This window comes from Maribacter sp. IgM3_T14_3, assembly GCF_049603095.1.
In the GTDB taxonomy this organism is placed as follows: Bacteria; Bacteroidota; Bacteroidia; order Flavobacteriales; family Flavobacteriaceae; genus Maribacter.
Window position 1 is genome coordinate 301,401 of sequence record NZ_CP187138.1, and the last position, 23,439, is coordinate 324,839.

General features: G+C 36.8%; 18 protein-coding genes. 3 read left to right on the forward strand and 15 right to left on the reverse strand.

What is annotated here, in order from left to right; all coding sequences use genetic code 11:
- On the forward strand, nucleotides 1-414 hold the full coding sequence (locus ACPF9A_RS01430) for a DUF6691 family protein (protein WP_027067570.1): 414 nt from the start codon (nucleotides 1-3) through the stop codon (nucleotides 412-414).
- 14 nt (nucleotides 415-428) lie between these two features.
- Here ACPF9A_RS01430 and ACPF9A_RS01435 read toward each other — a convergent pair whose 3' ends face one another.
- The 14 genes from ACPF9A_RS01435 to ACPF9A_RS01500 all read right to left on the reverse strand — a co-directional run bounded on the left by ACPF9A_RS01435 (nucleotide 429) and on the right by ACPF9A_RS01500 (nucleotide 20,513).
- Complete coding sequence (locus ACPF9A_RS01435) at nucleotides 429-2,180, reverse strand: hypothetical protein (protein ID WP_424000980.1); 1,752 nt, start codon at nucleotides 2,178-2,180, stop codon at nucleotides 429-431.
- Entirely contained in the window at nucleotides 2,173-4,368 is a 2,196-nt protein-coding gene (locus ACPF9A_RS01440) for a tryptophan-rich sensory protein (RefSeq protein WP_424000982.1), read from the reverse strand. The genes ACPF9A_RS01435 and ACPF9A_RS01440 overlap by 8 nt, the downstream gene beginning before the upstream one ends.
- A gap of 23 nt (nucleotides 4,369-4,391) precedes the next feature.
- Nucleotides 4,392-5,735, reverse strand: coding sequence for a BatA domain-containing protein (locus tag ACPF9A_RS01445; RefSeq protein ID WP_424000984.1), 1,344 nt, complete (start codon nucleotides 5,733-5,735; stop codon nucleotides 4,392-4,394).
- A gap of 1 nt (nucleotide 5,736) precedes the next feature.
- Nucleotides 5,737-6,636, reverse strand: a complete 900-nt coding sequence (locus ACPF9A_RS01450) for a DUF58 domain-containing protein (protein ID WP_424000986.1) — start codon at nucleotides 6,634-6,636, stop codon at nucleotides 5,737-5,739.
- Nucleotides 6,637-6,658: 22 nt separating this feature from the next.
- Nucleotides 6,659-7,663 (reverse strand): AAA family ATPase, encoded by a 1,005-nt coding sequence (locus ACPF9A_RS01455; protein WP_424000988.1) that lies wholly within the window; start codon nucleotides 7,661-7,663, stop codon nucleotides 6,659-6,661.
- A gap of 12 nt (nucleotides 7,664-7,675) precedes the next feature.
- Complete coding sequence (locus ACPF9A_RS01460; protein WP_424000990.1) at nucleotides 7,676-8,296, reverse strand: DUF4159 domain-containing protein; 621 nt, start codon at nucleotides 8,294-8,296, stop codon at nucleotides 7,676-7,678.
- A gap of 94 nt (nucleotides 8,297-8,390) precedes the next feature.
- The gene (locus ACPF9A_RS01465) at nucleotides 8,391-9,707 is read right to left on the reverse strand and encodes a TldD/PmbA family protein (RefSeq protein WP_424000991.1); all 1,317 of its coding nucleotides are present in this window, start codon (nucleotides 9,705-9,707) and stop codon (nucleotides 8,391-8,393) included.
- A gap of 29 nt (nucleotides 9,708-9,736) precedes the next feature.
- Nucleotides 9,737-11,377 carry a TldD/PmbA family protein gene (locus ACPF9A_RS01470; RefSeq protein WP_424000993.1) on the reverse strand — a complete coding sequence of 547 codons (1,641 nt, stop codon included), beginning with the start codon at nucleotides 11,375-11,377 and terminating at the stop codon, nucleotides 9,737-9,739.
- Nucleotides 11,378-11,723: 346 nt separating this feature from the next.
- On the reverse strand, nucleotides 11,724-12,473 hold the full coding sequence (locus ACPF9A_RS01475; RefSeq protein ID WP_424000995.1) for a LytR/AlgR family response regulator transcription factor: 750 nt from the start codon (nucleotides 12,471-12,473) through the stop codon (nucleotides 11,724-11,726).
- Between the two features lie 6 nt (nucleotides 12,474-12,479).
- Nucleotides 12,480-15,461 (reverse strand): ligand-binding sensor domain-containing protein, encoded by a 2,982-nt coding sequence (locus ACPF9A_RS01480; RefSeq protein WP_424000997.1) that lies wholly within the window; start codon nucleotides 15,459-15,461, stop codon nucleotides 12,480-12,482.
- Nucleotides 15,462-15,553: 92 nt separating this feature from the next.
- Nucleotides 15,554-16,585 (reverse strand): hypothetical protein, encoded by a 1,032-nt coding sequence (locus ACPF9A_RS01485; RefSeq protein ID WP_424000999.1) that lies wholly within the window; start codon nucleotides 16,583-16,585, stop codon nucleotides 15,554-15,556.
- 9 nt (nucleotides 16,586-16,594) lie between these two features.
- A complete protein-coding gene (locus ACPF9A_RS01490) occupies nucleotides 16,595-17,488 on the reverse strand; it encodes an SH3 domain-containing protein (RefSeq protein WP_424001001.1) in 894 nt (297 codons plus the stop codon).
- Between the two features lie 21 nt (nucleotides 17,489-17,509).
- Nucleotides 17,510-18,073, reverse strand: a complete 564-nt coding sequence (locus ACPF9A_RS01495) for a hypothetical protein (protein WP_424001003.1) — start codon at nucleotides 18,071-18,073, stop codon at nucleotides 17,510-17,512.
- 292 nt (nucleotides 18,074-18,365) lie between these two features.
- Nucleotides 18,366-20,513, reverse strand: coding sequence for a VIT and vWA domain-containing protein (locus tag ACPF9A_RS01500; protein ID WP_424001005.1), 2,148 nt, complete (start codon nucleotides 20,511-20,513; stop codon nucleotides 18,366-18,368).
- A gap of 195 nt (nucleotides 20,514-20,708) precedes the next feature.
- On the opposite strand from ACPF9A_RS01500, the gene ACPF9A_RS01505 reads away from it, so the two are divergent.
- Entirely contained in the window at nucleotides 20,709-21,167 is a 459-nt protein-coding gene (locus tag ACPF9A_RS01505; protein ID WP_424001007.1) for a pyridoxamine 5'-phosphate oxidase family protein, read from the forward strand.
- 181 nt (nucleotides 21,168-21,348) lie between these two features.
- Nucleotides 21,349-22,545: an IS256 family transposase gene (locus tag ACPF9A_RS01510; RefSeq protein ID WP_423997793.1), complete on the forward strand. Its 1,197-nt coding sequence runs from the start codon at nucleotides 21,349-21,351 to the stop codon at nucleotides 22,543-22,545.
- Nucleotides 22,546-22,608: 63 nt separating this feature from the next.
- Here the strand turns inward: ACPF9A_RS01510 and ACPF9A_RS01515 are convergent, their stop codons facing one another.
- Nucleotides 22,609-23,367: an RNA polymerase sigma factor gene (locus ACPF9A_RS01515; protein WP_424001009.1), complete on the reverse strand. Its 759-nt coding sequence runs from the start codon at nucleotides 23,365-23,367 to the stop codon at nucleotides 22,609-22,611.
- Nucleotides 23,368-23,439 lie beyond the last annotated feature (72 nt).

Sequence of the window (23,439 nt, forward strand, 5' to 3'; positions counted from 1 at the left end):
ATGAAATATATAAGTTATTTAACCATAGGAATCTTTTTCGGTATCATCATGTACAAATCTGAAGCAGCATCTTGGTTCAGAATTTATGAAATGTTTCAATTTGGATCTTTTCATATGTATGGTATCATAGGCTCTGCACTTGTTATTGGTGTCATTGGTGTTCAAATCATCAAAAAATATAAGATTAAGGCGATTGGTGGTAATGAGATGAATTTACATCCAAAGACCAAAAGTGTTGCCCGTTATTTAATTGGCGGTATTATTTTCGGATTAGGTTGGGCGTTGGCAGGTGCTTGCCCCGGACCAATGTATGTGCTTGTTGGTGCAGGCTACTCCTCTATTCTTGTTGTTATTGGTGGAGCACTTTTAGGCACTTTCGTTTACGGATTAGTAAAAAATAAATTACCCCACTAAATTAATAAAGTGGTTTAGCCTTCTGCGGCTAGTTTTGGTGAAAGCCATAACCACCCTACCCCTAACAAAAAGAGGATATAAAACAATAATTGAGAAACAGGACGGTCCACAAAAACCGTCCTGCTTTTTTGAGTTTCGTTTGCGAATTGCTTTTTATTAGCTGCTATGTTCGTGGTACTAGTTAAAGCTTTCCAATCATTCTTTTCAAAAACATAGTATGAAATGTCTGTACTATCATTTTCAACTTGTAGCGTATTCCACCCTGTTTTCTTCGGATAAACAGTGCCTGAATAGTGACTTGGCAGTAATGCATTTTGAACCAGCGAAACCGAAATACTATCTTCATTTATAATACCGAACTCCTCTAAGTTTGTTCGAACCTCACAATTAAATGGCTCGTCTATTCTAGGAGTTTTAGTATTAGATTCCCATGAAACTGCCTGCCCTTTCTTCTTTGCAATCTTATCTAAAATAGCGGTCCAAACACCATGGTATACTTCACTCTTACCATTCAACAAAAGCTGATAACTATTTAATAGTGATGTTGTTGCAATTTTTCCGTTACCCATTTGTCGATACGCAGCAAGGTTTGATACTCCGCCAAAGTGAATTGGCTCTACTAATAATTGTTCATCAAACTGATACGGGTACTTTTCTGTTTCTGCAGCATAAATAGGTAATTTCACAGTGTTAACCCTATCACGTTCAAATTTGAAATAGGCATCGCTGCTTCGGGTATTAAAAAGGAAATCACTTGGCTGAATAAATAGTCCTAAACCATGCTCTGCTATACTCTTTTCAAATCTAGACTTGACTGATTTCCCTAAACTGATATACGTTTCGGAATCTGTAATGACGATGTCAAAATTTTGCAATACCACATCAGTAAATTGATAAACCGGTTGTGCCGGCGTATTAAAATATTCAAACTTATATTTCCCTTTTGTCAATTGACTTCTACCAATGACTTCATGTCCAGATTCCGCCAAGAAATTCTTTAGATATTTTGTCTCAAACGTAGGAAATGTATTTAAGATCAGAACACGTAATGGTTCTTTATTTAGCACTTTTATAGGAATCGGATTCGTTTCTAAAACAACGCTTGCACTATCTTTAATCGCTAATTGATAAACATATGCTCCTGCTACTTTTGGGCGAGTAGTTAGGTTAAAATCTACATTCTTATTTTCAGTAAATTGAATAGAATCTAACCCGTTACTTCTTGAATCTTGTAGTACTAAAAATGACTTTTCTATAGGATTTGAATAACTACCTGAAACCTTTAATTCACCTCCCAATACAAGTTGTTCTCTATAGTTCAATCGCGTAACTCCTATTGGCTCAGCATTTGGAATATAGGTTGTGGGAATACTATCGAACAAATAAAAATCATACGGATCAATACCATCACCAAGTACAATAACATTGGTAAGGGAATCGAGCTCTTTACGAATCGATTTTACAGGATTATAATCTAAAACCTTTATACCCTTATAATGATTTAAAAGACTGTCTTTTACTACGGTATTAAAATTATCGGTCAGCACTAATGCCTGACTATCATTAATTTCAACTTCTTTTGTAGGCTCTAGAATTAATATACCCAATGCCAAGATTGTTATCAAAGCAACAATAGAATTTATAACAAAACGACCCCTTTGTTTCGATTGCCATTCTTTCCAAACATAAATATTAAAAACTACTAATCCGCCAAGTAAAATGGGGATCATGAACTCTTTTTGCAAAAATGAGAAACCATCAATCATACACCTCTAGCTGTTTTAGAAACAATGAATTAATTTCGTCTATATACTCTTTTTTAGCTCCAGGTGTTTGTGGTGTTTTCGGTAAGGCAGCTAATAATCCCTTTTGAACGAATTTATAATTACCCATTGTTCGCTTCGTATTATTCTCAATTCGTTTTAAGCCTTGTAAGACTTGTAAATATTTACTTGGGTTAGCTATTGCTAATTGCGCCAATTCATTGCCTGCAGCAGTAAAAAGGGCATTATCAGCCTCATTAAAAGTGCTTTCTTGCTGTATTAACTGTTCTAAGCGAGCAACCGCGCGCTCAAGTGCTTCAAAAGGATTCTCCACTTCTTTGGTCTCGTTTTTTCGGTAGTTCTTAATATCCTTTATTTTACCGGTAAGTCTACTATCTTCTTTAATTGGCGGTGGGTCAAAACCAATTCTATGTACATAAATACGGGCACTATTTTTTATTTCTTGAATTAGGGTTAAAGCATCATATTGAAATGGAAGTGATTTTTCTGGTTCATTTAACCGTAAATGCAATTCGGCATCCCACATGATATTCAAAGCTTTTCGCAATTTTGTCTTCAATGATTCTTCAAATAATGTAGATTCCTCAGGGTCATCATGATTATGAAGGTAGTCATGCAAAGGGTCTTCAGCTTCTTCTACTTTTTCAGCGGCAACTAAATTATGCTCGTTATCGCCATCATGGTCGTGCGAGTATTCTTTTAATATATTTTCTTGATCTTCAGTATGATCATGGTCCTCACCTTCTTCATGACTTTCGATCTCACTTGGTGCTTCTTCCATTTCAGATTCATCGCCCATAAACTGGCCATACTTTAAACGCAGTGCTTTTTGATCAAACCCCAGTTCATTGCTTCTCGATTTAAATTCTTTGCTTGTAATGCTAGGCTTGTCTTTTATCAACTTCTCGGTATCGATAATCAACTGTCGCTGACTTCTAAAATAATCGGGCATTTGGTCAACACCCAAAGTTCCTTCTACGCCAAATTGCTCACTAACGGTATCTTTTATAACTGCGAAATACGTTTCGCTACGCGCAACATTTCTCTTGGGTTGCTTTTCATCAAAGGCTTCAATATAAAAATAGAGCTCGTCACCTAATTCCATTTTTAAGGCATTTAAATCTAGTGTTTTCGTAGTCCTCACCGATTTCACACCTTTCGATATAGTTTCCTTAAAATTCAATTTCTCTTCCCTAAACTTCACCGATTCTCCCGATCCCTTACTTACGGTTGCTATGATATAAGCTTCGTCAATTCCGTAATCATCAGTAATTGAACTTTCTAGCTCGACAATCTTTATGTCTGCAAAATCAAAATAGGTGTATTGTTCCAACCCTAAAATCTCTATCTCTGGCGGATTATCAGCTACTGCCTCCAACGAGAATAAATCTGACGTAAATTCAATGCCTTCCTCATTCTTAAATTTAAAACTGTAGAAGCCCGATTCTGATAATTGTTGTCTTATACGATACCCGTTTTCACCTTTTTGCAGTGGAATTAGTTCTCCCATGCGGTCTAAGTAAACTTCAGTAGCGAGATTATCAAACTCTAGCGTCCACAGAACAGTTGCCCCAGTAATCGTCTTTATATTTGGGTCGCTTACAGCAATTGTTCCCTTTCGCGTGTAGGGTGGATATGTAACACTTATATCTTGACTGGAAATTTTTGGAATGACGGACTTCCCACTAATACTATCTGTTGCGACAAACTGAATTTGTGTTTCATTGGCAGAGTTTCCTAATACATTTTCTACTCCTTTAAACAAATCTAATTGTTGAACCACAATACCAAGTAATACCAACCCTAGCGTAACCAGTACCGCTTGTTTCAATTTGTTTGGAGGTTGTATAGCGCCCAATCTTTTGGTAAGTTCTTCAGATACTTTATAGCGTTGTAACTTGGCAAGATTAGATAATGAATCTTCTGGTTGTAGCAATAACCCTGTACTAAACGATGCTTCATCTACATGTGCATCTATATAAGTACCTGTGGTAGCCAAATTATGTTTCCAAGGCTTATTTATCAAAAGAAAAACGACCACTGCAATTACAAAGCTTAAAATGCCAACCCATAGATTTTTAGATACTAAAAAGAAAAGAACGGCAATGCCAACAGCATACAAAACGGCTTCTGCGTATGACAAGATTTGCCAGCGCCTGTGAAATTTCATCAAGTGTAGTTTGCCTGATTCCATTACTGTGTTCGTTTATAAGCTACAAAGCGTTCAACAATTAATAATACTAAAAGAAAAACCCATAAATACGGATTCAGATTCCAGCTGGCTTGGTGGGTTTTCGATGCTTTATTTTCTATGAAATTTGTTTTCAAGTCTGCTTCTGTCAGTGATCGAATATCTGCTTTAGCTTGTAGTTCACTTACTTCTTTATTGACATCTAAAATTTTTAATAGGTTCTCTGTTAATCGCCCAGTAACCGCATTTTCTGTGGTAATTCTTTCTGTTATATAAAAAGTATTTTCATCTTCTCCTGTTAATATTAGTGCATTAGAAATGGAATCGTTCTTAAATACTAGAGTCTTTCGAGCTGAAACCGGAGCAGGCTTAGTACTCAACCAAATCGTTAAATCTGTTTCCTTATTCTCATTTACTTCATTATCCAAAGAGCTTTCGACATTTATTTCCCTTTCCAAATAAGTCGATAAAGCCGTCAATGCTGCTTCTATATAAGTTTTATCTGAACGTAGACTATCTGCATACACCAAAGAAACTTCTAGAGAAGGTTGTTGAACCAAAAGAACCTTTGAAATTACATTTGAATTTGAATTTGAATTTGAGTTTGAGTTTGAGTTTGAGTTTGAGTTTGAACTTGAAACCTGTAAACTATCGCCATTAGATGTCAGTTGGTATACATCTCCTAATTCAATATTCTTCGTTGCTATTTTTGAAGCTACTGGACCGTTATTGGCTGTAAATAATGTTATATTTTCCTCTGTCTGATATGTTACTAAAGGCTTCTCAACAGTTTGTGCCGAATCCAAAACGATCCAGTTGATATCATGATTCGTTTCGGGTCTGGCTCCTTTTAATCCTTTTGCATATCCGTTGGTAAAAACAATAATACTATCTGTTTGCAAAGCATTCATTTCTGATGCTAACGACCAATAATCTACACTTCTAGAATCTACTGAATTAGTATATTCAATATCGTTTATGGGCAACCCTGATTGTAAAAGTCTTATTTCTTGATCAGCTTGCAAATCAGTAAAACGAGCCATGAAATTTTCATTCTTTGCTAATTCAGGTTCAATAACATAGGTCAGTTTGCTGTTGTTCACCTTTGACTGCCATTGCGGTTTTACCATAACCAAAGTAATCAGCGAAATAATTGCCATACGCAGTAGCAACAACCACCATTCATTCAATTGTATACTGCTAGATTGTCTCGATTTTGATTCTGATAGCAGTTGAACACTACCAATTTTTATAGTTTTCGCTTCCTTTTTACTCCATAAATGGATAGCTATAGGAACTAAAAGTCCCAATAAAGCCCATAAATACGAAGGTTGTGCGAATGACATATTAACCGAGTCTTTTACGTTGTTTTAAAAATAATTGTAATGCTTCACCCAAGTGTGCATCCATACGAAAGACATAGTGATCAATGCCGTTTGAAAGTAATTCGTCCTTTACTTTATTCAATCTACTTTCTAGAGCACCCAAATATGCTGTTTTAGCTTTTTCGGTATCTACTTTTACTCGCGCCCCTGTTTCCCAATCTTCAAAAGTGATGTTTGGACCATAATTAAAATCCATTTCAGCTGATCCCATCACCTGTAGTACCACAACTTCATTTCTTGCTGATTTCAATCCTTTGATAAACTTTGAAATCTCCTCACCTGTTTCATACATATCGGTTAGAAAGAAAATCAATTCTTTACCGCCTCTATTCGGAATTCGCTTATTAGAAATATGGGTTTCTGGCCATTTACCAGAATTAGAAAGATTAATTAATTCTAGCAGCAATCTGTTGTAATGCTTTTTATCTGCTTTAGGGTAAATACTGACCACATCACTATCGTTGAGCGCAAATAGACCAACAGAATCTCCTTGCTTATGAGCCATATATGCTAGTGTAGCCACCAAGAGACGTACAAAATCAACCTTCGACAAGTCCTTTTCTTTATGCAGCATTGAAGCACTGGCATCGACAATAAACTTAATAGTCACCTGACTTTCTATCTCTGACTGTTTAATGTAATACCTGCCCGAACGTGCCAACATTTTCCAATCTAACAATCGTAAATCATCACCCGGTTGATATCCTCTGTACTGACTAAACTCCATACCCGGGCCCACACTAGCACTTCTATTTAAACCAGAAGTAAAACCCTCGACCACAATTCGTGATATCAAGGAAAGTCCCTCAACCGTATTGATGACCTCTGGTTTTAATAAATCGTGATAGTCCTGTTTTGCCATGTACTCGGTAATGGAGCGTTGTTTATTTGCCTTTTATTTCAATAGCATTTAACAAATGAGTAGCTACTTTATCTGAAGTTATGCCTTCTGCCTCTGCTCTAAAGTTGACCAAAACTCTATGGCGAAGCACTGGTAACGCTACACTTTTAATATCGTCTAACGTAACCGATAACCGACCTGATAACAATGCATTAGCCTTTGCCGTTAAGATCATTGCTTGACCTGCACGCGGACCTGCACCCCAGTCTACCCAGTCTTTAACATAAGAATCTGTTGTGGTTTCCGGTCTCGTAGCACGAATCATATCACTCACAAAACTGATGAGTGCATCGCTTATAGAAACTTCGCGAACTAACTGCTGCAATCGTACAATATCATCACCAGAAATAACCTTATTCAGTTTCTTTTTTATACCTCCGGTAGTTGCCTTTAATATGGTTTCCTCATCTTTTTGAGTAGGATATCCAATTTTTATATATAGCAAAAAACGATCTTGCTGTGCTTCTGGCAAAACAAAGGTTCCCGATTGTTCTATAGGGTTTTGAGTTGCTAGAATAAAAAATGGCTTATCTAATGGATACGTTTTATCGCCGTAGGTAACCTCAAATTCTTGCATGGCCTCCAGCAATGCCGCCTGTGTTTTTGGTGGTGTACGGTTTATTTCATCCGCTAGAATAATATTAGAAAAAATAGGTCCTTTATTAAACTTAAAGAACTTTTTACCTGTAGTATGGTCTTCCTCTAAAATTTCGGTACCGATAATATCTGAAGGCATTAGATCGGGCGTAAATTGAATACGCTTAAACTTTAAATCAATTGCATTCGCCAAAGTTCTGATCATTAGCGTTTTCGCCAAACCCGGTACACCTTCTAACAAAGCATGACCACCGGCTAAAAACGTAATCAGCAATTGCGATACGGTTTCTTCTTGCCCAATAATAACCTTTCCTATCTCTTGCTTTAAAGCCTTTAACTTACCGGAAAGCATTTCTACCTCATCTGCAATACGTTGTAATTCTTTATCCATTCAAAAATGTATTTATGAGGTAAGGGCGTACAACACTATATTGACCCCAAACCGTGTATTGTCTATTTTGTACCAACGTTTATTTCTAAAATCGTAATCCCACTCGCAGCCGTAATCTTTGTTACTGTAGAGCACGCCGATTCTACCATTAATTACGATGGCTTTCAAATACTCGTGCACCAAATCATCGCCCCAACCATTCAATTCTTGTGATGTGGTTGGCGGACCATTTTCGAAATCAAAGAAAATAGAATACAATTCGTGGTCGTTGGGTATTTTTTTTAATTCTGACGGACCAAATATTTCTTCCATTTGCCGCTCAAAAGATTTGGCAAACAATCCGTCAATATCGTGATTGCAATCATCTGCGAAAATGAATCCGCCGTTACGCACATATTTTTCAAAATTCTCTTTTTCCTTTTTGGTAAACTCCACCAATTTATGTCCCGAGATATAGCAAAACGGACTCTTAAAAATATCATCGCTTGCCAGCGAAATAATCTTTTCTTGAGTATCTACTTTCAACGTGGTATACTCCACCAATGAATTCAACAGATTTGAGGGCATACGTTGGTCAACGTCCCAATCGCCAGACTCGTACTGTAATCTCGTAAAGAAAAATTCGTTGCTCAAGGGCAAGTAGTTTGTGTTTTTATTCCCTAGGAAAAAAGAAAACTGGTTGTCGTGATTCAACACAAACAACCAGTTTAAATACTATTAAAATTACTTATACTGCATCTGAAAGACTCGTAAACGTAAAGTCACGAACTTTCATATACGGAATTAAATTACCGTCGATACGCACTTGCTTACCAAGGGTCTCTAAGTTGTTCAGCATGATTATCGGACTCTCATTAAACCTGAAGTTTTTTACAGGGTATTTAATTTCTCCGTTTTCGATATAGAACGTCCCATCTCTTGTAAGTCCAGTATACAATAAGGTTTGTGGATCTACACTACGTATGTACCAAAGTCTAGTTACTAGAATTCCTTTTTTAGTACTCTTGATCAATTCTTCTAAGCTTGCATCTCCACCAGCCATAATTACATTCGATGGAAAAGGAACCGGATCAACACCTTTTTCCTTTGCCCAAAAACGATCATATGCCAAGTTTTTAACCGCTCCGTTTTCTATCCAAGAGGTTTTCTTTAAAGGTTGCCCTTCTCCGTTCCAAGTAGATGTCGGCACTTCTGGATTCAGTGGATCTGACCAAATATTTACACGTTCATCAACTATTTTTTCTCCCAGCTTATTGGCTCCATCAGCAGCAGACATAAAACTTCTACCCTCATCTGCAGAACGTGCATCTAAAGAACGGAACATATTGTTCAACAAATCTGATGATGCAGCCGGTTCTAAAATAACGGTGTATTTACCTGGCTCAATTGCTTTTGCTTCTCTAGACAAAACCGCTTTATCAATAGCCGTTTTTGCTGCCTCATTAGCATCAAATTTTGCTACATCATTAAAATCTCTAGAAACCCAACCTGAACCTGTACCATCATTGGTACGCATGGTTACCGTAAATTCTAAATTAGTAGACTCGTTATAGGCAAAAAGACCTTTTGAATTGATCATTGCACTAAAACCGGAAGAGTCGTTTAAAAACCCTGCTGCAGTAACATCTTTCGCGTCTGCAGGTACAATACTACTATTTGCAACCTCTGCTCTATACTCGGGAGTAATTTTTGCCGTTGAATCGCTATAACTGATAGCTTCGTCATACATCTGCGGACCTAAAGGCTCCATAAACTCCGGATTCTCTGGTGAAAGATTCGCCAGCTCCTCTGCCCTTCTTACTACCTTTTCTAATGATGCGTCATCGAACTCATCAATAGTTGCCGTTCCAGATTTTTTACCAAAACTAGACTGTACCGCTAAACTTTGGTTTGAACTAAAACCTGATGTAGAAACTGTATTTCTTGCGTACCTGATATTGCCGCTATTATAGCCGCTTAAGTTTATTTCACAGGCATCGGCTTTGGAAAAGCTCAATGCTTTCTCCAATATTTTTCTTGCTTCTTCTTTTGTATAAATTGCCATTGTTGTTCTTTTTTAGAGTGAACCTATACTTAAATAGATCTACCTGTGTTTATTACGTTTACATCATTGAACCTAGCGGTAGAACTACCGTGAGATACCGCACTAGATTGAGAAGGTTGCCCTTTACCATCAAAGAAAGTACCGAACAAACGGTAGTCGCTTTCATCACAAATCTTAACACATGAATTCCAAAACTCTTGGGTGTTACTTTGGTATGCTACATCTTCTAACATACCAACGATTTCTCCGTTCTTAATTTCGTAAAAAACAGTACCACCAAACTGGAAATTATAACGTTGCTGATCAATTGAGTACGATCCACGACCTGCTATGTAAATTCCTTTTTCTACATCTTTAATCATTTCAGAAATAGAATACTTGTCTTTACCCGGTTCTAAAGAAACGTTCGGCATCCGTTGAAACTGAACATCGTCCCAACTTTGTGCATAACAACACCCGTGAGATTCATTCTGATCGATCATATGAACTTGGTCACGTATGGCTTGGAAATTGGTTAAGACACCATTACGTACCAAATCCCATTTCTTCGTTTTTACTCCCTCATCATCATACCCAACGGCACCTAAAGAACCTACTTGCGTTTTGTCTGCAACTAAGTTTACAACATCGCTACCATATTGGAAGTTCCCTGATTTTAATTTATCTAAAGATGCAAAACTTGTACCTGCGTAATTGGCTTCATAACCTAATACACGATCTAACTCTAATGGGTGACCTACAGATTCATGAATTGTCAACCCTAAGTGATTAGGCTCTAAAACCAAATCATATTTACCGGCGTCAACCGATTTTGCTGTTAATTTTTCTTTTGCCTGTTTAGCTGCAATAGTAGCATCTTCTACCATATCATAGCTATTTCTATATAAACGCAATCCTGCTGGCCCTTCAAGCTTTTCAGATTCCAATCCGTCCATATACTCGTAACCCATACCTACAGGAGCACTCATGTTCTCTCTTGTTTTAAAAGTACCTTCAGCCTTATCAATTGCTGTTACTCTAAACGTAGGCCATAAACGGTGAATGTCTTGGTCGATATAAGAACCATCAGTAGAAGCGAAATACTTCTGCTCATTAATCATAAACAAAGCAGAGTTTACATAATCTGCACCATTATCTAATGCCGCAGCATTGGCACTTAATAATAATTCTACTTTTTCGGAAACAGGAACTTCTTTAAAATCTTTCTTGATCGGAGTTTTCCATGAAACCTCTCCGTATGCATTTACAGGAGCCAGTTTTACCGGCTCTTTTTGAATTTTAGAATTTGCTTTTGCTATGGCAACTGCTTGCTCTGTTGCTTTTTTAATTCCGTCTGCAGTAACACTGTTTGTTGATGCAAAACCCCATGTACCATTTGCTATTACACGAATACCAATACCAAAAGATTCGGTATTTACTACATTCTGTACTTTGTCTTCCCTAGTGAATACATATTGATTCAGATACCTACCAATTCTGGTATCTGCGTATGTTGCTCCTAAAGATTTGGCTGTGTTCAATGCCACATCTGCCATTCTCTTTTTTACCAAGGTATCCATACCAGGTTCTAGTAAAGCCTCCGTGGGGATGTCATTTCCTAGCAATAATGACGGCATCATTAGTGCTCCGGCACCCAACCCGGCGTACTGTACAAAATCTCTTCTTTTCATGTGTTAGTTTTAAATTGGTTCTTTATAATCGAATATGCAACCCCAAAGAATAACATATATAGTGAGTTCATTATGTATAGTTTTGGTTCTCGTTTTGTAAAATGAAAACCAAAAATTTACTAGAAGATGAGAAGCTTATACTACACCATAAATTCTAGCCCTCTAAAAATAGACAGGGTTTTGTAACAATTATGTTAACCTTAACATAAAATATAACGGAAAGTGATGTTTTTGGGAATAATGGAAAAATAGGGGTGTGATATTTTTTGTTTTCTCAACTAACTAGAAAGAAAATTAATTATTGATATTCTATAAAGTGATTAGAATACTCTCTTCTAAATTTCAACTACCTATGCATCTTATCCAGAATCTCAATAATCTCGGTTTTCTTACGGACGGATACCGGAACATTCTCTCCATTCTTCAACATTAAATAACCACCATCTGTTTTTATGTAGGCGCTGATGCATTGAAGATTCACTAAATGACTTTGGTGTACGCGTACAAAATCGTGACTACTTAAAAGGTCTGCAAAGTATTTTAAGGTCTTTGTTACGAATATCTTGCGTTTGTCTTGAAGGTGGAAAATAGTATTATTACTATCGGACTCGCACCGTATAATATCATCTAAACTAACAATGATAATCTGATCTAGTGTGTGTAACGATATCTTATTTGGCTTTTTCTCGGGAGCAGAAATCGTCTCTTTTAAAATCTGTAGTCGTTCTTTATTAGGCTGCAATTGCTCTTTTGCCCTAGATATGGCTAAACTTAAATCTTCGTTCGAATAGGGTTTTAACACATAGTCGATTGCTGCAAATTTAAATGCACGTATAGCAAACTCATCACTTGCGGTTACAAATATGATTTTCGATTTTAAATCGGGGAAAATTTCCAAAATATCGAACCCTGTACCATCACCCAGCATAATATCTAAAAACAGAATGTCGGGCTGATTTTTACGCAACACTTTTGCGGCTTCTACTACACTCTGTGCTGTGGCGATAATTTCAATATCTGCATGTTGCGTCTCTATATCCTTCTTTAAAAGGGTTAAAGCGTCAATCATGTCTTCTACTATAATCGCTGTATGCATAGGTCTCTAATAATCTGTTAGTAAAGGTATTTTAAAGGTAATCTTGGTGCCATCAATACTACCGTCTTCATTTTTAATTTCACTTATTTGCAGGGTATTCGTTCCTGCTATTGATTCTAGCCTTTCTTTAGTAACGGTCAATGCCATAGATTGATGGTCCGTTTTCGGCTTTTCGCTTTGCGATTTAAAAATACCTAATCCGTTATCAATAATACTACACTGTAAATGTGTTTCTGTGGTCGTGAATCCTATTTCTAATTTTCCAGCTTTGTTTCCTTTTAATATTCCGTGTCTAATCGCATTTTCTACAAAAGGTTGAATCAACATTGGCGGAATCAATATCTCTTCTGCATCAGGATTGGTGTCTATATTAAAAGAACATTCAAAAGGCTGCTGAGCCATTAACTGCTCTACTTCTACATAATGTCGTAATGCCTTTATTTCTTGGTCTAAACTTATATGTTCCTTTCTAGAATTCTGTAAAGTTTCACGCAGCAAAATGGCAAAGCTATTGATAGTGGCATCCATCTTTTCTGGCTTGTTGCCTGCCATTGCTTTTACTCCATTCAACACATTGAATATAAAATGCGGATTCATCTGTAATTGCAGCGCTTTTTGCTCTAAAGTAAGCAGGTAATTCTGAGTTTTTAATTGCTCTTGGGCTGCTTTGTTTTTTGTTTTAATCTTACGGATATAAAACAACCCACTACCCAATAACACCAATATCGCCAATGCTAAAACCGACCATTGAAACCAATCTTTTTTGTATAACGGACTATCGATAAAAAAGCTGAATTTGATAGGGTCGCTTTCTTGCCATCTGTAATTTCTAGATTGCGCCGAAAAGGTATGTGCACCATATGCGAGTCCGGCGAAATTTTGCTTGTTCTCCTTTACCCACGGACTCCACTCTGTATCATCCAATTTTGTTCTGTATTCTATTTCATTTGGGTGATCCACATCTACCGTTCTAAATGAAAAACCTAGTTGTGTCTGCTCTGGAGTTAGTTGCAGTACCTTGTTACTATTCGTCCAATCTTTAAGAACTATGGAATCTATATTTTTATATCGCTCCTCCACCCCCGTAAAATATACCGTTGGTGGTAACGAGGCTTTCTTGCTTTCACTTGGTATATGTTTTGTCAACCCATAAATGGCACCGAACCACAGATTACCTTGTTCATCTTTATCAACCGCATTTAAACAAGTTTCTATCCCTAAAAATCCGTCATTTCTACCAAAGTGATATACGTCTGCAATTTCATTGTCTTTGTTCAATTCTATTTTATCGACTCCCCTTTCAGAACCTGCCCACAGATACCCTTGATCATCGAAAATGAGTTGATAGATATTATTTGAAGATAAGTTCTTGCTTCCTTTTAATTGCTGAAAATTTACGGGATTGGTACTATTCGCATACCAAATACCTTTACCCGAAGTACCTAAATAGATAGTATCATCATGAAACAAAATAGTGCCTATTGCAGTTTGCTGCTCCAAACCAGTTTTAATACTCGTCACCTTATTATTTTCTATATAGCCCAAATGTCCATTTTGTGTTGAGTACCAGAGTTTACCATCAGGACCTTTAACCATGCCTTTTATCAGCATGTCGGTAATTCCATTTCGCTTCGAAAAGATTTTTCTAACTACCAGACTATCATTGTCAGAATAGTAATTGAATTTAACAATACCGTGGGCATACGTCGTTGCCCATATAAAATCTTCATCTGTAATTACCGTACGTATCCAATCTGACGGAAAGCCTTTGCTTTCATCGATAATGTGATTAGTAGTTCTTTGCACGGCTACCGTGTCAATATTTATTAAGAAGGTTTCGCTTGATGAGAACACTAAACTATCGACCAATTTGGTTTCTCGAAATAGTAATCCCCTATTATCTGAACCTGCCCAGATATTGCCTTTTGCATCGCTATCGATGGTCTTAATTTTTACATCAAAAAACGAACCCTCATTTGGTAAAGGATGAATACCCAAAGAATCTATTTTCGTTAACCCTGCTTCTGAAGAGGAAAACCATAATCCGTCTGGTGCATTATGTACCGCATAAATACGATTTCCTTTTAAACCGGTTCTTTGGTCGTAGTGCTTGAAATTGTTTTGAAAGTACTTATAAAGTCCGCCACCAGAAGTCGCAATCCAAAGATTGCCATTGTCATCATTGATGACTTTTCTGATATGGGGAGTCGCTAATCCGCCGGAGTTATCTAGTAGTTTTAACTCCGAAAATTTATTGGTCTCTACAATTGTAATTCCTTCATCATCAGTAGCTATCCAAAGCTCATCTGTATTTTGAATGGACATGGAATTTATACGCGATGGCTCTGGCATTAGAAACTGATTATCAGTATTCTCACTGTCCATTATAAAAACGCCATCGTCAAAAGTCGCTGCCAGTATTTTACTATTATGTTGAATGACAGACTTAAAGTTATTTACCTCAACCTTTCTCTTTTCAGAAGCTGATCCGCTCAATGCTTTCAATTTCCACAAGCCGTTATTAGTAGCTATCCAATAGTAATTTCCATCAAAAAGAATGGAATTAATTTCGCTGGAATCTATCTCGGGATTTATAGCAATCTTGCTTAATTCTTTATTTTTAGAATAGCTATAGAGACCTTTTTTAGTACCCACATACAGCACATTTTCAGCAGTGTAGAATTGAAGAATTTGTGGGGAATTAAAATTTACAAAGTTGTTCTTTACTTTTATGGAAAGTCCTTTTCTTGTGCCCACAAAAAGGGAGTCGTTTACGGTATGTAAGGCGTCAATGTAATTAGAAAGTAATCCGTCACTTTCGTTCCATACTTCGAAGGTTTCTCCGTCAAAATTTGCTAATCCGCCACCCTGGGTTCCTAACCACAGGTAGCCCATTTCATCTTGTAGCACATCATATACTTGAGACTGTGGTAAACCATCTGCAATGGTATATGCTCGTAACTGGCTATTTTGCGCAGCTAAGTGCATTGTTCCAAAAAAACAAAATACCAATAAGACGTATGTACTAAGCAGATTCAAATATGAGTTCTATTTTAAGTAATTATCTAACGTTGCTATGTCTATAATATTTGATATAATATAGGGTCTTGTATGTTTGTGTTTTGGTACTCAGTGGTATCATTAGGCTGCAAAATAGGTGCCAATACGCAGAGTACGGTTGTTTTTCCTTTTATTATTAGTTTATTTCCTTGTACCCTACTTCTCCAACGGAATTTTTCTATCGGAATGTTCAATTTAAACAGTACCTCAGCCATTTCTGGAGATTCTGAAATCCAATCCATAATTGCTTCTTTGTCTTCTAAAGTAGGAATATTGGTAACAGCATCAAAAGTAAACTCCCAATCTACCGGAATATTAAATTTGAAACTATAGGCTTTGCCAAACGAAGATTCTTGTCTTGTCTTTAAGGGAGTAAACCAATCGATAGCTACATCAGGATATGCTTGCTTAAACTCCTTAGAAAGATGCGCAGGACCCAAAGATTCTGCTGTTGGGTAATACCCGTAATAGGGTTTTGCCAAATAATGATCTGCATATTTACCGCCGAATACATTAAAATATGATGACGCCACTACTTTCTCTGCTTTGAACGTATTTTTCAATTCTTGAAGTAAGGGTTGATTTTCTCCTAATCCGCAAGAATGAAAAATTATTTTAGAACCCTTAGCAGTGTTATCACACATTGTTTCTATACTATAATCTTGTATTGCATTTTGTAATGTGGAAACGGTAATTCGCTCTCCTGTTTTTGTAGTCTTTAAAGACATACCCAACCAGGCATTACTATGACTTACAATGTGTATTTCTTTAAAACGTACTTGATTTTCTCCTGCATTATTTAAATAACTTACAATCTCATCAATAGCATATAAACTATCTACAATTGGCATTCCTTGTTTTTTAAAATACTGCTTGGCATTGCCATAGTAGGTGCTATCACCTTCATCAAAACCAGCAATAAATACAATAGCTTCTTGTACCATTTCTTTTTTGGTAGGTGAAGCAAGTGCCGCTCCCGACTGTTGCGAAAACGGCTTCTTACTACCTAGCATTAGCACATAAACCAATACTAAAATTAAACACTTATTCATAACTATTTTTTAAAAGTCTATACTTACTACAGCCTCATCTTTAATCTCACGAACTTCTTCTTTCTTAGTTAATTTGGATCCATTCCATACATACGAAGTGGTAATGAATTCTACGTTGTTTTGTGCCAATGCATCATCAAGTGTTTTGATGTTTTTTGTAATGGTCGTTTTCAACAAAATAGTACTCTTAACACCTTGCATATCCGAAGGAAAAACAAAAGACTCAGTCTTTAGATAATTGGTATCTGCATAGTCTATTAAACTTGCAACTTTTTTGAACCTTCCATTGTTCCAGAACAAGTAGCTCTTACCAACTTGGTACCCAGAATCTGTATCTACTAAATCTATAGTAATCACATCTTCTACATTAAACAGACCTAAACTACCATGGTTTTCAATATGAACCGGAATCGCAGCAAGACTATCTAATACGATTTTATCTAATTGTTGTCCGTTTTTAAAGGCACGTAACTGAAATTTTGTTTCGGTAATACCAGATTCGTTTTTAGCACTACTTTCATACCCATAAACAAACTTCACTTGGTTGTCCGCAATGCTTCCAAAAGATTTTTGAGCGATCATTCCACCCCAAACCCATCCGGTTTCATTGCCTGTGGTTACTCGGTACCAGTGACTATTGATGCCATCTATTTCTTTAGAGTACATACTTTTTTCCCACAATACCATTTTAGTGCCGATATCTAGAAGTGTTACTTTTTTACTTCTAACAGATGGCTTTTCACGAAGAAATACTTTGTGAGCCAATAAATACTCATAGTTTAACTCTTCTGCAGGAATATCTTTATCCATCACTTCAAATTCTACTTGTTCTACACTTTGGGCGAACATGTTTACAAATCCAAATAAGCATAGGAATAAGGCACTTTTCTTTAAATTTTTCATAATTCTAAATTTTAAGGGTTATTAATAATTAATTGCTGTTATAGCGTCTTCAGTATCAAAATCATCGTCGTTCCAGGCAATGCTTCCAAGTACTTTAATGTCTTTAATAGTAGCTGTTTCTGTGTATTGTAATGCTGCTCTTAGTATGGTTCCTTCTTTACCAAATGACTGGTTAGGAAAAATGTAGTGTATGTCTGAAATAGGTTCGTAGGCATACTCATTTTTTATACTTGGTAGCGCGATAAAATCATTGTCATTACTTATCAAATAATAGAACTCTTCCGTGCTTGAACAACAAGCGTTATATTCTAGTGTTACTTTTAAAATTTCATTGATATCTTCTAAATCCGGATTGCTTAAAACTGATATGCGTATTTCATCTAACAAGCCGAAATCTGAAATGGACATCGTAGCCACAAGACGCTCTGGATTGTTTGATTCGATTACATCTACCAACCATGTGTCTTCGTCTTCTTGACCACTACTTCTTTGGTTTGTAATATCGTAGGTATCCGTTAATTGAAACTCCTGTGCATTGGTGATACAAATGCTGAATAAAAAGGCGAATAGGATTAAATTTTTCATACTGTTATTTTTAGTTGTTTTCTTTCTACACTACTAAATTACAGCAGAGACAGGGCTTTTACGAGGGTGTTCTAGTATTCGTAGCACCTCATCTAGAATTCGTTGAACAGTGCGTATGTATTCAGTTTATATCTAGTTTTTACCAGGATTTTTATAAAGAAAAACAGACCTGATAAAAAGTATAGATTAGATATTATAAAAAGGCACGAAGTAATCTACCAACTAGTTAGAGATTGCTTCGTGCCTCGCAAAGACGTTTTTATTAAAACTGCTTACTGAAAACTGGTACTGCCTACTTTTTTAGAGTTATTGTCATTTCTTTATTAACTGATCTTAAACTGATTTTCTCCATTTCTGATTGTATAGTTTCATCTATCAACCAGCTACCATTTTCTAATTTCTCTACACGTATCACCTTGCCCTGTGCATTGAATTTTATGCGCAAGCTTTCATACTTTTCTAAGTATTCGGTTACCAGTTTGCTATACATTACTTTGAACTCCATCGTCAATTGTCTTTTTATATTCTTCTCTATTTCGTTTTCAAAATCTATGGTAAAGGTGCGTTTGAATTTGCTACTTTCTTTTACCTCAGCTTCTGCACCAACGGCTGAATTATTTACATTATTAGGCATTGGCAACGGTTGCTTCACTTTGGTCAATGTGCCATCTTCATTTACTATGGCTTCATCTACCGCTACAAAAGAAGTGTAGTTGGTAAGTAGGTTGTATTTCAATCCCAATTCAATTACTTCTGCTTTTACGTCTTCATTAAATAAGTTGCTGTAATCATCTAACTCCCCTATTTTCTTTCTTGCCCATAAGTAACGTAATGCTTTATTCGATTTACTTAAATGCCCATCAGATACATTATACACTTCTCTAAATCGTTTTTTACCTTGATAGCCTGTTACTATAATTTTTCCTTCTGCCTTGCCTCTATATTTACCATGAACAATAACTGGTCTTGCCGCAAATACATCTGGTATACTCTTTTGGGCTAGGTCATACATATCAAAGCCTTTCGACTCTATTTTTACTCGTGTTAATAATGGTGTAGCAATATATTTCGCAAAGTCTTTGGCTACTTCTACCGCTTCTTCAGATGTGGTTGCAATAAAGGATTCATTATTAGAAACCTTGGCCATACCTTCTATTAAATATCTATTTACACTAGATCCGATACCGAATGTGAATACATTGGCTTTATCCAAATTTGAGCTGATTAGCTCAAAAGCTTCTTTTTCAACACTTACATAGCCGTCAGTAATAATGACCATAGAACGGGCACTACCCATATCTTTTCTTGGTAATTTATATGCCTCGTGTAGTGCACTTAATAATTGGGTACCACCACCGCCTTGACCTTCGGATAAAAACCGAATGGCTGCTTCTATATTCTGTTCATTAATCTCTACCGGAGTCGGACTAAAAATAGTAGAGCTCGATGCGAATAATTGAACATTGAACGTATCTGTCATTCGTAATCCGCATAAAAGATTACGCATTAGTTCTCGTGACACCTCTAACGGATACCCATTCATAGAACCTGATACATCTACAATGAACAAGTACTCACGTGACGGAATATCATCTAATTCCACATTTTTACTTGGCTCCATTTGATAGGTGAAGAAGTTCTCATCTTCCCCTTCATACATCAACAATCCCGTTTGTATCAGGTTACCTCTTAGGTTGTAATTCAATATAAAATCTCTGTTCGACGGATTCTTATTCCCTTCAGATAAAAAGACTTCAGCTGTTTTTACATCAGGATGCTTTACGGTTACTTTATGACTAGTGCTATTAATATTCTGAATGATCATACCGGCATTCAAGGTTACCGTCATATCAAAATCAAAACTATCTGCAATGCCCTTTGCCGTATATGGCATATTGAAACTCTCTTCATTTTCAGTGCTCTTACCAGTGAACCTTGGACCCACAACACCTGGTGCTACAAATTGATATTCCCCATTTACAGGCACCAATATTTCTGTGTAATAGATATCTATGGCAATTTCATCGCCAGGCATAATATTACCCACATTCATTTTAAACACATTGGGTCTGTCTTGGTCTAATTTCGCTGCTCGCTTGCCTTCGCTCAAAGCGGTTTCATATACTTTTTGGGCTTCTTGCTTTTCAAATATTTTGGCATTTACAATACGGTTACCAATAGTCATCTGCATTTTATGAACCGCTGCTTGAGTAGAAAGCGGAAATATGTATTTAGCTTCTATTGCCTCTGCTCCGTTATTTTGATATACCTGTGTTACCCGAACATGAGCAATAGTACCAGATATTTCAACTTCTGTTTTTGAAGATTTTAAAGGAATAACCGCATCTTCTGTAGATACCAATAAATATGGACTGTCATTATCTTGAGAAAAGCCAGTGAAGATGGTGCAACACAGTAAAAAGGTGTAAAGTAGTTTCATGATCGTAGTTTTAGATTATTATTATTTGAAGTCAAATCTAACTGCGAACTACTCGTAAAATGGGTGCCTTTTAGTATTCGTTGGGTATGAACTAGAATTCGTAGTTCACTATAGCTTTTCAACTACTGACGAATATCATGTACCACTAATTCAATGATTTATACTTTTATCGCATCAACAAACAACAATAAGGTCATGAGAAGAAATTTAGATGAAAAGGAATGTGCAGCATTACTAAAGCAAAACTACATTGGTAGACTAGCCTATATTTCTGGTGGATACCCGCATATTGTACCTATCACCTATTTCTATGATGCAGATACCAACACCCTAACAAGCTATTCTTCTGAAGGTCATAAGATTCAAGAAATGAGAAAAAACCCATCTGTGTGTTTATCTATAGATAATATTACCTCTATTTCTAATTGGAGATCTGTGTTGGTTCAAGGTACTTTTGAAGAACTTTCGCGTATTGACGCCAAGCATATGCTACATGAATTCTCTGAGGGCGTTAAAGAAGTAATATCAGAGAATTACGGTAAAAACCCTAAATGTATAAGTGAGTTTTCTGCAAAAATAGATACTGAAGAATCATCTATTGTCTTTCGTATAAAAATCAATGAATTAGCTGGGAAATTAAGGAGTACCGACTAGAATACCTTCATAGTAATTTGCCTCGAGGCATTCAAATCATAATTATCGAATAAAAAATATAAAAAATGCTCTCAACAATAGTTGAGAGCATTTTTATAGGACTATCTCATAAAGTGTGTAAATAAAAAAATAGCGGGGGCATGCCCCCGCTATTTTTTTAACTTTAAATTTTCACACCATTATGAAGAAAGAGGAATTATTCAACGATGAGTTCTTAAAACAGTTCAAGACCGGTGACGAGCTGAACGGTTTTCTGAAAGAACTCCAAAAACGTGGTATCGAGAAGATGCTGGAAGGCGAGCTTGACGGCCACCTCGATTATGACAAACATGGAAAGGCCAGGAACGGGAACACACGTAACGGCCATTCGACCAAAAAAGTCCGTACCTCCTTCGGGGAATCAAGGATCGCGGTGCCAAGGGACAGGGATGCCAGTTTCAACCCCATGATCGTGCCCAAGCGCGGTAATATGGTCGACGGTATCGAGAACGTGATCGTATCGCTCTATGCCAAGGGAATGAGCAACAGCGATATCGAAGAGCAGATACGGGAGGTCTACAACTTCGATATCTCCACATCCACCATATCGAGGATAACCGACAAGATCTCCGGGGACATCGTCGCTTGGCAGAACAGGCCATTGGAACCGATATACCTTATCGTCTGGATGGACGGGATCGTGTTCAAGGTACGCGAGAACTCGAAGGTCATCAACAAAACGGTCTATATCGCGGTAGGATTGCGCAGGGACGGTAAGAAAGAGGTCCTTGGGCTTTGGTTGGGCAAGAACGAGTCCGCCGCTTTTTGGATGAGCGTACTGACCGATATACGCGCCCGTGGCACCGAGGACATCCTGATAACCGCAACCGATAATCTGAACGGGTTCACCCAGACCATCAAGAACGTGTTCCCCGAATCCAAGACCCAGATATGTGTGGTGCATCAAATAAGGAATGCCTGTAGGTACGTTGTCTGGAAGGACAAAAAAGCCTTTACAACAGATATGAAACTTATCTACAACGCACCTACACAAGCTGCGGCGAAGGCCGCCCTAAAGGACTTTGCGGACAAATGGGAAGGGAAGTACTCCTATGCCGTCAAAAGCTGGAGGGACAACTGGGACGAGCTTACCGTGTTCTTCGAGTTCCCCATCGAGATCAGGAAAATAATCTATACCACCAACCTTATCGAGAACCTGAACGGCAAGATCAGGAAGTACACCAAGAACAAGCTGTCCTTCCCGACGGACGATGCCGTGATGAAATCCGTATATTTGGCGGTAAGGGAGGCCACCAAAAAGTGGTCGATGCCTGTAAGGAACTGGGGCATAATCCTAAATCAGTTCCTGACGATCTATGAAAAAAGGGTCAGACTTTAGATAAAAGTCCAACCCCTGTTATTTTTAACTTACACAGTTAATGGGATAGTGTCATTTTTATTTTTAATTGCTATCTATAAGAAATCGTTTCTCGAAACTGTTTTTAAGCAGTTGTCTTGCAGACGCTAATAACTCTTCTACCTGTTCTTGTGTTGTTTTGCGTATGTCCGCTATTTCTTCGGTAGTTAAACCCTCGTTAGTAAAGAGTTCAAATACCGTTCTCATTGGCGGGTTCATTTTATCCAATATCAATTGTACATGGTTATATATACGCTCTTTATCTAATGTAGCATCTAACTTATCCGCCAATTTCTTTTCTTCCTCAGTTATAAATACATGATTAAGAGAATAGTTGCTTTTATCCAAGGATTTATCATCCATCTCATCTAAAAGTAAAAAATCACCATCAGCGTCTTGTGTATAGTTTTCTTCCATAGCATCCCATTCTGGTTTAGAATAAGTATCTATATTATCAAAAAAAACATGATCAAACTCCTCCTCTACCAAACTATCTTCTAATAACTCATCTACTTTTTTGAATAGAAAAACATGCAATTCATTTTCACTTTTTATATCATCGATATTATCATACACTTCTATAAAAAGTTGATCTGTAAAATCGCTCGGGTTAAACATACCTTTATTTAACTTTCCATTTGCTATGGCACTATTCAACCTTTTAGACACATATCTGTAAATTTGAGGGAGTACCTTTAATAGTTCTGTATTGAAAGATTCTCTATTCTCTTTTCGTTTATAAGAGACCAGTTTAGAATACGTTTCTTTCATTATTATTCTTATATCATTCATGGTAGCTTGCATAATAGTTTACTTTTAAGATTATTACATTATAAAATTGCAAACTTATAGGCGTAAATCATATGATAAATGTCA